At 67.1% G+C, this 13,494-nt stretch carries 12 protein-coding genes; 7 read left to right on the top strand and 5 right to left on the bottom strand.

Annotation, left to right across the window (positions count from 1 at the left end; all coding sequences use genetic code 11):
• Nucleotides 1-17 precede the first annotated feature (17 nt).
• Nucleotides 18-1,436, bottom strand: coding sequence for a M48 family metalloprotease (locus AAIO73_RS03240; protein ID WP_345876185.1), 1,419 nt, complete (start codon nucleotides 1,434-1,436; stop codon nucleotides 18-20).
• A gap of 63 nt (nucleotides 1,437-1,499) precedes the next feature.
• The gene (locus AAIO73_RS03235) at nucleotides 1,500-2,570 is read right to left on the bottom strand and encodes a PA0069 family radical SAM protein (RefSeq protein WP_345876184.1); all 1,071 of its coding nucleotides are present in this window, start codon (nucleotides 2,568-2,570) and stop codon (nucleotides 1,500-1,502) included.
• Nucleotides 2,571-2,626: 56 nt separating this feature from the next.
• Between AAIO73_RS03235 and AAIO73_RS03230 the strand changes: the two genes are divergently transcribed.
• Nucleotides 2,627-2,956 (top strand): VOC family protein, encoded by a 330-nt coding sequence (locus tag AAIO73_RS03230; RefSeq protein WP_345876183.1) that lies wholly within the window; start codon nucleotides 2,627-2,629, stop codon nucleotides 2,954-2,956.
• A gap of 1 nt (nucleotide 2,957) precedes the next feature.
• Here the strand turns inward: AAIO73_RS03230 and moaB are convergent, their stop codons facing one another.
• From moaB to AAIO73_RS03215, 3 genes are read right to left on the bottom strand one after another with little or no spacing between them, the layout of a single operon-like run.
• Entirely contained in the window at nucleotides 2,958-3,485 is a 528-nt protein-coding gene (moaB, locus tag AAIO73_RS03225; protein ID WP_345876181.1) for a molybdenum cofactor biosynthesis protein B, read from the bottom strand.
• Nucleotides 3,475-5,214, bottom strand: a complete 1,740-nt coding sequence (locus AAIO73_RS03220) for a lytic transglycosylase domain-containing protein (protein WP_345876340.1) — start codon at nucleotides 5,212-5,214, stop codon at nucleotides 3,475-3,477. Before AAIO73_RS03220 ends, moaB begins: the two co-directional genes overlap by 11 nt.
• A 29-nt stretch (nucleotides 5,215-5,243) precedes the next feature.
• Complete coding sequence (locus AAIO73_RS03215) at nucleotides 5,244-5,960, bottom strand: uracil-DNA glycosylase family protein (RefSeq protein ID WP_345876180.1); 717 nt, start codon at nucleotides 5,958-5,960, stop codon at nucleotides 5,244-5,246.
• Nucleotides 5,961-6,080: 120 nt separating this feature from the next.
• On the opposite strand from AAIO73_RS03215, the gene AAIO73_RS03210 reads away from it, so the two are divergent.
• From AAIO73_RS03210 to ilvD, 6 genes are all read left to right on the top strand, one after another.
• Nucleotides 6,081-7,742, top strand: a complete 1,662-nt coding sequence (locus AAIO73_RS03210; RefSeq protein ID WP_345876179.1) for an electron transfer flavoprotein-ubiquinone oxidoreductase — start codon at nucleotides 6,081-6,083, stop codon at nucleotides 7,740-7,742.
• Nucleotides 7,743-7,782: 40 nt separating this feature from the next.
• Nucleotides 7,783-9,312, top strand: coding sequence for a tetratricopeptide repeat protein (locus tag AAIO73_RS03205; protein ID WP_345876178.1), 1,530 nt, complete (start codon nucleotides 7,783-7,785; stop codon nucleotides 9,310-9,312).
• 4 nt (nucleotides 9,313-9,316) lie between these two features.
• Nucleotides 9,317-10,144: a 4-(cytidine 5'-diphospho)-2-C-methyl-D-erythritol kinase gene (locus tag AAIO73_RS03200; protein ID WP_345876177.1), complete on the top strand. Its 828-nt coding sequence runs from the start codon at nucleotides 9,317-9,319 to the stop codon at nucleotides 10,142-10,144.
• A gap of 148 nt (nucleotides 10,145-10,292) precedes the next feature.
• Nucleotides 10,293-11,027: an enoyl-CoA hydratase/isomerase family protein gene (locus tag AAIO73_RS03195; RefSeq protein WP_345876176.1), complete on the top strand. Its 735-nt coding sequence runs from the start codon at nucleotides 10,293-10,295 to the stop codon at nucleotides 11,025-11,027.
• Nucleotides 11,024-11,743: an N-formylglutamate amidohydrolase gene (locus AAIO73_RS03190; protein ID WP_345876175.1), complete on the top strand. Its 720-nt coding sequence runs from the start codon at nucleotides 11,024-11,026 to the stop codon at nucleotides 11,741-11,743. Before AAIO73_RS03195 ends, AAIO73_RS03190 begins: the two co-directional genes overlap by 4 nt.
• Before the next feature lie 9 nt (nucleotides 11,744-11,752).
• Nucleotides 11,753-13,474 (top strand): dihydroxy-acid dehydratase, encoded by a 1,722-nt coding sequence (ilvD, locus tag AAIO73_RS03185; RefSeq protein WP_345876174.1) that lies wholly within the window; start codon nucleotides 11,753-11,755, stop codon nucleotides 13,472-13,474.
• Nucleotides 13,475-13,494 lie beyond the last annotated feature (20 nt).

The raw sequence follows: 13,494 nt of genomic DNA, 5'->3' as shown, positions 1-13,494 counted from the left end.
AGGGCGAGGTGAAGGGGTCAGCCTCGCACCACGACCTTCACCAACTGCCCCGGCACCAGCCGCGCGCCGTCCTCCAGCCCGTTCAGGGTCAGGAACCGGTCGCGCTGGAAATCGGGATAGGCCATTTGCCGGCTGAGCGAATCGACGGTGTCGTTCGCCTTCACCGTGACGATGCGGATGCGCTTGCCGACGATCGCATTCGCCTCGGCCTGGCTGAGCGTGCCGAAGCTGTCGAGCAGCGATTCGAACGGGCCGATGCCGCGCCCGGCGGGCGTGACGATCTGGAAATAATAGATGGCCGAGGGGTAGCGATAGGCGACGATCGTCACATCGACCGCCTGGTTGTTGGCCGTCGCGCGCGTCGTCGCGATCGCGGCGTCGGTGCCGTTGATCCGCGTCAGTTGCGGCTCGACCGCGGTCCGCGCCCCCAGCGACGCCAGCCGCTGCTGCACGAAGCTCGCCGGATCGCCGGCCGGCCCCATCCGGAACTCCGCCTGCCCGCCTTGCCCGGCGATCGTCACCGCGTCGGTTCCGTTCTGCAGCGCATAGCCAGCCGGTGCGGTGAAGCGGATGCGGAGCGCGGGGTGCTTGAAGGTCGTGCCGTCGATCACCCCCTGCGCGGGATCGTCGTCATAGCGAAGGCCATCGAGCATCCGCAAATAGGTCACGTCCTGTGCCGGTTGGGTCGTCGCGCGACCGGCCTGCTGCGCCAGTGCTCGCGCCCGGCGGACGCGGTCGGCGCCATTGGGGTGAGTGCTCATCCATGTCGGCACCGCATTTCCGCCACGCCCGCTGGTCTGTGCGGCCAGCGCCTGCGCTTCGTTCAGCTGCACCAGCGCATCGGCCATGCCCGACGGCGCATAGCCTGCCGCCGTCGCGTAGCGCACGCCGAACTGATCGGCCTGATATTCCTGGTTGCGGCTGTACGACAGCGTATAGAGCTGCGACCCGACCCCGGCGATCCGACCGACGAGATCGCTGCCCGTCACCGCCCCCAGCAATGTCGCGCCGAGCGTCCCCAGCGTCGAACGGGTACTGCGCGAATTGCTGTGGCGTGCGGCGACATGCCCGACCTCATGCCCCATCACCGCCGCCAGTTCGGCCTCGCTGTTCATCAGCGCCAGCAACTGCCGGGTGATATAGACATAGCCGCCGGGGATGGCGAAGGCGTTCTCGACCGGCGAATTAAGCAGCGCCACCGTGAAGTCGCCGCTGGCGTTCGACAGGCCCGACTGCACCGCCACCCGCTTGCCGACGCGTTCGACATAGGCTGACTGCGGCCCCGAATATTTGCCGCCATATTGCGCCAGCAGCTGCGGATTGGCCTGTGCCCCCTGCGCCCGGTCGCTCTGCGAAATCGATCGTGTCTGCGCTGTTGCGGGAGCGGTGATCGTCGCGGCACACAGCATGGCCGCGGTCCAGATCCGTGTCGTCATCGTTCGGCAGTCCCCGTTCAGTCTCGTTCGGAATACGTTGCGATACGACAACGGTTCCGTCGCTCAGATGAACAACTCGCCCTGTGCGCCGGCAGGCGGGCGGAAAAGATCGCAGCGCAACGGCGAATGGCCGCCGGTCAGTCCGTGCCGGCGACAGGCGATGGCGAAGCGGGTCGCCAGCAATTCCCCCCACACCCCTTGCCCGCGCATCCGCGAATGAAAGTCGGGATCGTTATCGCGCCCGCCGCGCAGCGACCGGACGATCGCCATCACCTTGCCCGCCCGATCGGGGAAATGCGTTTCCAGCCAGGCACGAAACAGCGGCGCGACCTCGTGCGGCAGTCGCACCGGCAGAAAATACGCGCCTCTCGCGCCCGCTTCGGCCGCCCGTTCGATCAGATGCTCGACCTCGTGATCGGTGATCGCGGGAATGACCGGCGAGATCGAGACATAGGCCGGGACCCCCGCCGCGCTCAGCTTCGCCACCGCCTCCAGCCGTTTGAACGGATGCGGCGCGCGCGGCTCCAGCGTCCGCGCGACGACCGGGTCGAGCGACGTCACCGACAGCGTAACGCTGACCAGTCCCTGCGCCGCCATCGGCGCCAGCAGATCGATGTCGCGCACCACCCGGTCCGACTTGGTCGTGATCGTCAGCGGATGATTCGTCTCCGCCAGCACCGCGATACAGTCGCGCGTGATCCGCCATTCGCGCTCGATCGGCTGGTACGGATCGGTGTTCGTCCCCATCGCGATCGGCCGTGCGACATAGCCGGGCTTGGCCAGTTCGGCGCGCAGCAACGCCGCCGCATCATGTTTGGCGAACAGCTTCGTTTCGAAATCCAGCCCCGGCGACAGGTCTTGATAGGCATGGGTCGGCCGCGCGAAACAATAGATGCAGCCATGCTCGCAGCCCCGATACGGATTGATGCTTCGATCGAAGGGCATGTCGGGCGAGCTGTTGCGCGCGATGATCGTGCGCGGCTGTTCGATCGTCACCGTCGTGCGCAGCACCGGCTCCGCGCCGTCCACCGTCTCGCGCCAGTCGAGCCAGTCGCCGTCCGCATCGCGCATCGGCAGCGCGAAGCGACCGCTTACGGCATTCTCGGTCGCTCCACGGGCAGGACGGTTGCGCATTGCGCGACGCTACCGGTTTCGATAGAACGAAGCAAGAACATCAACGGGAGGACGATATGGCGCGCTTGAACTATCTCGAACTGCCGGTCGCGTCGACCGGACCGGCGGCGGACTTCTATGCGAAGGTGATGGGCTGGAGCTTCACCGATTACGGACCGGATTATGCGGCGACGACGACCGGCGATACCGATCTCGGGCTGGATGCCGATACGACGCTGAAGGTCATGCTGCCGGTCATTCAGGTCGACCATCTGGAGGCGACTTTGGCTGCCGTCGAAGCCGCGGGCGGCACCATCGTCGTGCCGATCTTCGCTTTCCCTGGCGGGCGTCGGTTCCATTTCTGCGATCCCGACGGGCATGTTCTGGCGGCGATGGTGCCCGAATAACCTACCGTTCGAGCAGGCGCGGCATCAGTTCGACGAAGTTGCAGGGGCGGTGGCGGCTGTCCAACTGTTCGGCGAGGATGCCGTCCCAGCCGTCCTTCACTGCCCCGGTCGATCCGGGCAACGCGAAGACATAGGTACCGCGCGCGACACAGGCGATCGCGCGCGACTGTATCGTCGACGTGCCGATCTTGGCATAGCTTTGCCAGCGGAACAGTTCGCCGAAGCCGGGGATCAGCTTCGTCGCGACACGCTCGACCGCCTCAGGGGTAACGTCGCGCCCGGTGACCCCGGTACCGCCGGTGGTGATGACGCAGTCGATCGCGTCATCGTCGATCCACTGGTCCAGTTGCGCGACGATCGTGTCGATATCGTCGCGTACGATCGCACGGGCGGCGAGGATATGGCCCGCCCCCTCGACCCGCTCGGCCAGCGTGTCGCCCGAACGATCCTCTGCCAACCCCCGCGTGTCCGATACGGTCAGTACCGCGATCCGAACGGGCACGAACGCCCGACTTTCGTCAATTGGCATCGGCGATGCGCGTCCGGCCGGTCTTGCTCACCCGCACGGCGGCGGCACCCGGCAGGCCGGGGAATTTCGGCCACATTCCCTGCGCCAGCGCCGACCGACTGGCCGACGGCTTGCCCGCCTGCTTTTCGTACATCCAGTAATTGCGCAGCACGGTCATGACGTAACCGCGTGTTTCCCAATAGGGGATCGATTCAATGTACAGCAGCGGATCGCCGCCATCTTTCAACTGCACGTTCCACGCCTCGACCGGGGTCGGACCGGCATTATAGGCGGCGATGACCTTGGGCAGCAGCCCGCCCGTGAAGGGCCGGTCGCGCAACTGTTCCAGATAGCTCTGCCCTACCGCCATATTGACCTGGGGCTTCGACAGCGAAGATTTCTCCAGCTGCAGTCCGTGCGCCCGCGCATAGTCGGTCAACGCGCCGCGCCGGATCTGCATCAGCCCCGTCGCCCCCGCAGGACTGACGACGCCGGCATCGAAGCGCGATTCCTGCAGCGTGTGTGCGAACACCAGCGCCTTGTCGACGCGCCAGCCGCCCTCGGGCGTCCAGTCGGGGGCGGGATAGCGCGCCTCGGCCAGCGGCCGCGCCCCCTGCGGCCCGTTATGCGACAGCCACAATTGCGTCGCGGGCAGGTTCAGGCTGCCGCACAGCCGAGTCAGCGCCGCATAGTCGCTTGCTCCCCCGATCCGCGCCTGATGGCGCAGCAGCTTGTCGGCCAGCGCGCCTTCGCCGATTTCGGTCAGCGCGGCGGCGACCTTTACGTTCGATCGCCGCTCCAGCGCGCGCCAGTCGTCGGTCGCGGGCGCGCGGCCATTGGCATCGGCTCCGTCGATCAGTCCCAGCGCCTGCCGCGCCAGCAACCCGTAATAGGTTTCGCCATATTGCGCCGCAGTCTGCAACCGCCCCTGCACCAGATCGGGCCGGCCGCAGGCGATGTCGGCGCGCGTTGCCCAATACAGCCCGGCCGAACGCAATTCAGTATCGCCCGCGCGCTGCGCGACGCTGGCAAAGGCATTCTGCGCCGCTGCGCAATCCTGTTGCCGCCACGCTGCTAGCCCTTGCGTCCAGTCGGCCTGCGCCGCCCAGTCGCCCGACCCGCGCTGCGCCACCGCCGCCAGTCGCCGGGCATTGGCATCGTCGCCGGCGACAAAATAGATCCACGCGACCCGCCCGCGCATCTCGGTCAACGCCTCAGCGGTAAGTTCCGATTCGCGGGTGGCGATCAGCGCTTCGGCGGCGGCACCGTCATCGGCCTTCACGAACGGTTTCATTGCTTCAAGCAGTTGCGCGGCGGCGGCATCGCTGCGCGCAGCCTTCGCCCGGACCCGAACCGGCGCGGCATCGAACCACACCAGCTTTTGCGGCGTGGGCAGTTCGGGCACAGCGTCCGCTCCCCGCAGCTTCGCGAGCCGCGCCAGATCGGGCGCCTGCGGCAGGTCGGGTGCCTCGGCCAGCAGCGCCAGCAATTGTGGCAGTTCGACCTTAGGCGACCCCTTCGCCGTATAGAGTTCGGCGCGTGCCACGGCGTGCAGCGGCCCTGGCTTCATCGCGTCCAGCCGCAATTGCGCATCCGCCCAGCGCCCGCCACGTATCGCCGCGAACACCTGCGCATAGGCATCGCGATCCTCGGCCGACAATTGCGGCGGCACCCGCGCCTCGACCGGCGTCCGGGCGACGTTCCCCAACGTAGGCGCTTCGTCGGCATAAGCGGGAAGGGCGGGCAACATCAGCGCCGCGAACACGATAGGGGTCAGCTTCACGTGGTCGTTTCCCTGGTAAGCAACTGTAGGTGCCGCCAGCTTTCCGCCTTGGCCAAGGGCCGCTCCAACAGGAAGCGCGGATGGAAAGTGGCGATGGCCGGGCAGTCTATGCCATCATGATGAAGGGTGCGTAAACCACCGCGTTGTCCGTCCGGCCCCAGCAGGGCCCGGCACGGTTCCGCCCCGAACAACAACAGCTTGCGGGGGGCCGCCAACGATACCAGTCGCTGTGCCAGATCGTCGAGTGTCGCCTGCGCCTCGCCCGGAACCCGCCCGGTCAGCGGCCGCGCCTGCGCGACCCCGGCGATGGTCACCGCATTCCGGTCGAGCCCGATCGCCGCGAGCATGCGATCGAGCAGCACGCCGACCGGCCCGGTCATCCACCCGGCCTCCACCGAATCATCGGCTTCGGGCAGGTCGGTCAGAATCATCAGCGCCGGATTTTTTGTCGCGACGACGGGCAGGCGTTCGGCATTCCATCCCGTCTCCGGCACGGCATCGCCCATCCGCCAGGCCAGAAACGCATCGAGTGTGTCGGGTGGCAGGTCGGCGACCGGCGTCGACGCTACGGCAGCGGGCGCTCGCGCCGGTGGCTGAGTCGCGAACCAGTCGCGCAGTTCGTCCTCGACCAGCGTGTCGACACCAGCGTCCTGCCACCATTCGAGTGCGCTGGCTGCCGCTTCGTGCCACTGGATATGCTGGTCCGCCCCCATGCCGTCTTTAACGCTTGCCTTGACCTCCCCGTCAATCTGCCCAAATCGTGCGGGAGGACAGGGCGTGGCAGTAGCGCGACGAGGTTGGGGCGCCCGCGGCGCCCGCGATGAGGATGAAAGATGAGCGAACGGGAATCGATGCCCTATGACGTCGTGATCGTCGGCGCGGGACCTGCCGGCCTGTCCGCGGCGATCCGATTGAAGCAGATGGCGGGCGAGTCGGGCGAGGAGATCGCCGTCTGCGTCCTCGAAAAGGGGTCGGAGGTCGGCGCCCATATCCTGTCGGGCGCGGTGTTCGATCCGCGCGCGATGGACGAATTGCTCCCGGACTGGCGCGAGCAGGGCTGCCCGATGGCCGAAGTGCCGGTGACCGAGAACCATCACTGGTTGCTGTCCGAAACCGGCAGCAGCGAGGTGTCGCACCGCATCCTGCCGCCATTCATGCAGAATAAGGGCACCTATACCGGCTCGCTCGGCAATATGTGCCGCTGGCTGGCCGAACAGGCCGAGGGGTTGGGCGTCGAAATATTCCCCGGATTTGCGGCGGCCGAAATCCTTTATCATGAAGACGGCTCGGTAAAGGGCGTCGCGACGGGCGACATGGGCGTGGCGCGCGACGGCACGCACAAGCCCGACTGGCAACCCGGCCTCGAACTGCACGCCAAATACACCTTCTTTGCCGAAGGCGTGCGCGGGCACCTGTCGAAGCAGATCATCCGTACCTTCGACCTCGCGCGCGACAGCCAGCCGCAGGTCTATGGCCTCGGCATCAAGGAATTGTGGGACATTCCGGCGGAAAACCACGTCCCCGGCCGGGTAATCCATACGCAGGGCTGGCCGCTCAGCGAAACGCGTGGGTCCAACGGCGGCGGTTTCCTCTATCATCAGGCGAACGGGCAGGTGGCCTTGGGCTTCGTCACCTGGCTCAACTATTCGAACCCCTATCTTTCGCCCTTCCACGAGATGCAGCGGTGGAAGACCCATCCGGCGATCGCCGCAATTTTGAAGGGCGGCAAGCGCGTCTCCTATGGCGCGCGCGCGATCAACGATGGCGGGTGGCAGTCGGTGCCGAAGCTGACCTTCCCCGGCGGCGCTCTGGTCGGCTGTTCGGCCGGATTTCTCAATGTTCCGCGGATCAAGGGCATTCATACCGCGATGAAGTCGGGCATGATGGCCGCCGAAGCCGCCTTCACCGCGGTGCGCGACGGTCGGCAAGGCGACGAACTCATCGCTTACACAGCCGCCTATGAGGCGAGCTGGGTGTACGAGGAGTTGCGCAAGGTCCGCAACGTCGTGCCGCTGGTCAAGAAATTCGGCGATTTCGTCGGGTCGGGCGTGGCCAATGCGACGATGTGGGCCGAACATTGGGGCCTGCGCATGCCCTTCACCATGGGCCACCACCCCGATCACGAAAGTCTGTGGCGCAAGGATCAGGTGCAGCCGATCGCCTATCCCAAACCCGATGGCGTGCTGAGCTTCGATCGGCTGTCTTCGGTGTTCCTGTCGAACACCAATCATGAGGAGGATCAGCCGGTCCATCTGACGCTGAAGGATCCCGACGTCCCCGTCGCCTACGACCTGCCGCTCTATGACGAACCCGCGCAACGTTATTGCCCCGCAGGCGTATATGAAATCGTGGGAGCGGAGACGGATAGTCCAAAGTTCGTCATCAACGCGCAGAACTGCGTCCACTGCAAGACGTGCGACATCAAGGACCCGACGCAGAACATCAACTGGGTCGTGCCGGAAGGCGGCGGAGGACCGAATTATCCGAACATGTAGTCTCGGCCTTCTCGCGGCGGCGCTGTTCGCGTCGCCGGCCATGGCTGCCGACACCCCGCTCGCCGCCTATATACGGGCGCGCGCCGCGGATGCCGATGGTCTGGCGACGATCGCGGCGCAGGGCTATTCACAGGCGCTGACGGCGCAACCGTCCGATCCGGTGATCGCGGTGCGCGCGCTCCGCGAAGCATTGGCGAGCGGCGACCTGGTGCTCGCGCGGCGTGCAGGGGCGGTGCTGCGCGCTGCCGATGTGGCGCCGCCCGACCTCGATATTCTCGCCTTTGCCGATGCGGTCGACAAACGCGACGCCGCCGGAGAGCGGACGGCACTGTCCCGGCTGGCGGGGTCGCCGCTCGGCTTCCTCGCACCGCTGCTGGCCATATGGGTCGATCAGCCCGCGCCCACCGTTGCCAGCGACGGCGGCGCGATCCCGCGTCGCTACGCCGCCGAGAATCATGCTCTGCGGCTGCTCGCAACCGGACAGGTGACGGGGGGCATCGCCGCCGTCCGCGCACTGCTGACCGTCGGCGGCAACGATGCCGATTTCCGCCTGAACGCCGCGCAATTGCTGGCACGCGCGGGGCAGGGCGACACCGCCCGTGCCCTGCTCGCCGGCGAAGACCCGGTCCTGTCGCGCAGCGCCGCGATGCTCGGTCGCGGCAGCAAAGGCGATGCGCGCTTCGGCGTCTCACGCCTGTTGACGCGCATGGCCGGTGACCTGTCGGCGGAGGGGACCGAGCCGCTGGCGATCATGCTCAGCCGATCGGCGCTGCAACTCGACCCTCGATATACCCGCGCCCGCCTCGCGCTGGCCGATGCGCTCGCCCGCAGCGACGCGACCGCCGAGGCGCAGGCGACGCTGGCGGCGATCCCCGCCGACGATCCCTTCGCCACCAGCGCCGCCGCGCTCGCCATCGTCATTCAGCAGCGCGCCGGCAATCTCGACGCCGCCCTCGCACTCGCCGCGAAACAGGCTGAGCGCAGCGATGCGACCACCGCCGGCCTGCGCCGCTATGCCGACCTGCTCCTCGAAACCGGTCGCGCACGCGAAGCCGCCGCCGTCTACGCCCGCGCCATGGCCCGACCGGGCGCGACGAACGACTGGTCGCTCTATCTGCAACGCGGCGCGGCGCTCGACCGGGCAGGCGACTGGGCAGCGGCGCTGCCGATGCTCCGACGTGCGGTCGAATTGGCCCCGCAGGAACCCGCCGCGCTCAACTATCTCGGTTATGCGCAGGTCGATCGCGGCGAGAATATTGTCGAAGCGACGCGGATGCTCGAACGCGCCCATGCGCTCGCGCCGAAGGACCCGGCGATCGCCGACTCGCTCGGCTGGGCGCGGTTCCGTGCCGGTGACCTGAAGGCCGCCTTGCCGCTGATCGAAGGGGCCGCGCGCGAAGCGCCCGACGATGTCGAGATCAACGAGCATCTCGGCGATGTCTATTGGGCCGCCGGCCGCCGGGTCGAGGCGCGCTACGCTTGGCGCGCGGCCTCGGTCGAGGCCGGGGGCGCCGATGCCACGCGATTGGTCAGCAAGCTTGCGAACGGACCCGCTTCGTCGCAACGCTGATCCGATGATCGTCGAACCCGCCCCCGCCAAGCTCAACCTCGCGCTGCACGTCCGCGCGCGGCGCGCCGATGGCTATCACGAACTCGAAACGCTGTTCGCCTTTGTCACCGATGGCGACACGGTGACGATTACCCCCGCCGAGCGCGACGGCTTTGCCATCACCGGCCCGTTCGCGGCGGGATTGAGCGGGGAGGGCGACAATCTGGTCACCCGCGCCCGCGACGCCTTTCGCGCCAGCTTCGGCCCAGGCGATCCTGTCGCGATCGTGCTCGACAAGCATCTGCCGGTCGCCTCGGGCATCGGCGGCGGATCGGCCGATGCCGCCGCGACGCTGCGCGGAATGGCGCGGTTGCACGGCGTCGCGCTCGACGATCCCGCGCTGATGGAAATCGCCGACAGGCTCGGTTCCGACGTGCCCGCCTGTTTGGTCGGCCGCACCATGATCGGGCGCGGGCGCGGCGAGCGACTGACCCCGATCGATGCGCCGAAACTGCCGGTGCTGCTGGTCAATCCCGGCGTCGCTGTTTCGACCGCGCAGGTCTTTGCGGGCTGGGATCGCATCGATCGCGACCCGATGGGTGAGGGAGATACGCTGTCGATCGCTTTAGCCGGCCGCAACGACCTCGAACCGCCCGCCCGCGCGCTGGCGCCTGCGATCGACGACGTGTTGGCGATGTTGCATGCCGCGCCGGGCGTGCGGCTGGCGCGCATGTCGGGATCGGGCGCGACCTGTTTCGCATTGTTCGAGGACCGCGCCGCCCGCGCCGGAGCCGCTGCGACCATCCGCGCGGCGCAACCCGGCTGGTGGTGTCTCGAAACGGCACTCGCGTGACGGCGCAAAGTGCCGAACCGGGGCAGGGTGCGCCACTCACCCTCCGTAAAACGTCTGGCACGAAGCTTGTAGGAGAATGGGCGCGGATCAGACGCGAAGCGCGGATCGTCCGTGGGCGGTCTCTTCGGACGCCGCCCACTTTTTTCCGATGATCGAGGTTACGCACGACACGCAAATCGCCACCATCTGGCTGGCGCGCGGCGGTGCGAGGAACGCATTGTCGACCCGCCACTGGCGCAAACTTGCCGCCAGCGTCACCCGCCTTGCCGCTTCGGACGCCCGCGCCGTGCTGATCGCATCGCGCGAACCCGGTATCTTTTCGGCTGGTGCCGACATCGCCGAATTTGCCGAGTTGCAACGGGAACCCGCCCGCGCCACCGCCTTCCGTGAAGCGCTGTCTTCCGCGATCGAGGGCGTCGCCGCGCTGCCGATGCCGGTCATCGCCGCCGTCGATGGCGGCTGTTTCGGCGCAGCGGTGGCGCTGATCCTCGCCTGCGACATCGTCGTTGCCGGGGACGGCGCTCGGTTCGCCATACCGCCCGCCCGGCTCGGCATCCTCTATCCGCCCGCCGATGTCGCCCGCCTGACTGCCGCCGTCGGCCGCGGTCACGCCGCCCGGCTGCTGTTCACTGGCGATACCATCGCCGCGAGCGAAGCGCTGGCGATCGGCCTCGTCCATCACCGCGTGCCCGACGCTTTTCCCTTCGCTGCCGACCTCGCCACCCGCATTGCCGCCAACGCTCCGCAAGCCGTGCGCGGACTCAAGCGCATCCTCAACGCCGAACGCGGTGGCGAGGCCCGGTTCGATGCCGCCTTTGCCGGTGCCGAACTACGCGAAGGGCTCGCCGCCTTCCAGTCCCGCCGCTCGCCGGAGTTTGCATGACCGACCATCTCCTCGGCCACGATACCGCTCTGCTGCTGCTCTGCGACCATGCCTCGGCATTCGTGCCGCCTGATATCGCCATCGCGCCCGAGTTGCTGGCACTGCATATCGGGGTGGATATTGGCGCCGGCCCGCTGAGCTATGCGCTGTCCGCCCGTCTCGACGCACCTGCGATTCTCGGCACCGTGTCGCGGCTGGTCATCGACCTTCACCGGCAGAGCGATCATCCCGGCCTGATCCCGACCGTGTCGGATGGCCACGCCATTCCCGCCAATATCGACGCCGACCGCGCCGCCCGCATTGCCCGGTTCCACGCGCCCTATCACCGTGCGATCCGCGAACAGGTTCGCCGCAACCGCCCGCGCCTGATGGTCGCGATCCACAGCTTCACCCCGCAACTGGAAACCGGCGGCGGCCCACGTCCGTGGGAGGCCGGCATCCTCTACGGCCGCGACGACCGCGCCGCCCGCATCGCCATCGACTTTCTTCGTGCCCAAGACATTCCTACCGGCGATCAGGAACCCTATTCGGGCCGCCTGCTAAATGCGACGCTGGATCGTCACGCGGACGGACAGGGCATCCCTTCGCTATCGGTTGAAATCCGCAACGACCTGATCGCCGGTCCGGCTGGCGTCGCCCACTGGTGCGCGGTCTTGACCGACATGATCGCCGCAGTGCGCAATGGACTTGCGTTGAACGCCGCTCCTGCGCAATAGGCTGTCGCCATGACCCAGCAATTCGACAAGTCGCGGCTGCCGAGCCGCCATGTTTCCGTCGGCCCCGAACGCGCGCCGCATCGCAGCTATTATTACGCGATGGGTATCGCCGAAGAGGATATCGCCAAGCCCTTCGTCGCGCTCGCTTCTGCCGGCAACGACAGCGCGCCGTGCAATACGACGCTCGATTTTCAGGCTGATGCAGCGCGCGAGGGCGTGGTGGCGGGCGGCGGCATGCCGCGTCGATTCAACACCATCACCGTTACCGACGGCATCGCCATGGGCCATCAGGGGATGAAATCCTCGCTGGTCAGCCGCGAGGTCATCGCCGATTCGGTCGAATTGTCAGTGCGCGGCCATTGCTACGACGCACTGGTCGGCTTTGCCGGATGCGACAAATCGCTGCCCGGCATGATGATGGCGATGCTGCGCCTGAACGTGCCGTCGATCTTCGTCTATGGCGGATCGATCCTGCCCGGCCGGTTCGAGGACCGCGACGTGACCGTCGTCGACGTGTTCGAGGCGGTCGGCCGCTATGCCGCCGGCACCTGCCCGTTGCACGACCTGACCGCGCTCGAGAAGGTCGCCTGTCCCGGTCACGGCGCCTGTGGTGGACAGTTCACGGCCAACACCATGGCCTGTGTTGGCGAAGCGATCGGTTTGTCGCTGCCCAACTCGAACATGGTGCCCGCGCCCTATCGCAGCCGCGAGGAAATCGCGATCGCGGCTGGCAAGCAGGTCATGGAGCTTGTCCGCCTGAACCTGCGGCCTCGCGACATCGCCACCCGTGCAGCCTTCATCAACGCCGCGCGTGTCGTCGCGGCGACCGGCGGCTCGACCAACGCCGCGCTGCACCTGCCGGCGATGGCGTCGGAAGCCGGTATCGACTTCGACCTGTTCGACGTTGCCGAGGCTTTCAAATCAACGCCTTACGTTGCCGACCTTAAGCCCGGTGGCAAATATGTCGCTAAGGATATGTACGAGGCCGGCGGTGTCTACATGCTGATGAAGACGATGCTCGCCAACGACCTGCTCGACGGCAGCTGCATGACCGTGACCGGCAAGACGCTGGGCGAAAATATCGACGAGGTGACGTGGAACCCGGACCAGAAGGTGATCTACGACGTCAAGACGCCGATCACCCCGACCGGCGGGGTCGTTGGTCTGCGCGGTACGCTTGCCCCTGATGGTGCAATTGTGAAGGTCGCTGGCATGAAGCGGTTGCAATTCACGGGAACTGCACGGGTTTTCGATTGCGAGGAAGATGCCTTCGCCGCCGTCGAAGCGCGTAGCATCACCGACGGCACCGTCATCGTCATCCGCTACGAAGGGCCAAAGGGTGGTCCGGGAATGCGCGAGATGTTGTCGACCACCGCCGCCTTGTACGGGCTGGGCATGGGCGAGAGCGTCGCCCTCATCACTGACGGTCGCTTCTCGGGCGGTACGCGCGGCTTCTGCATCGGCCATGTCGGTCCCGAGGCGGCCGAAGGCGGTCCGATCGCGCTGGTCGAGGATGGGGACATCATCACCATAGACGCCGAAGCAGGAACGATCGACCTCGACGTCGCGCCCGACGTGCTGGCCGACCGTCGCGCCAAATGGCAACCGCGCGTCAACGACTATCAGGCTGGCGCGTTGTGGCGCTATTCCACCACGGTCGGTCCAGCATATAAGGGCGCGGTGACCCATCCCGGTGCGAAGGCGGAGCGCCACGTCTACGCCGACATCTGATGGTGCGATCGACCGGTATC

The organism is Sphingomonas epibiotica (assembly GCF_039615155.1).
In the GTDB taxonomy this organism is placed as follows: domain Bacteria; phylum Pseudomonadota; class Alphaproteobacteria; order Sphingomonadales; family Sphingomonadaceae; genus Sphingomonas.
Note: the sequence above shows the minus strand (reverse complement) of the source record. Positions and strands in the feature narration are given on the sequence as shown.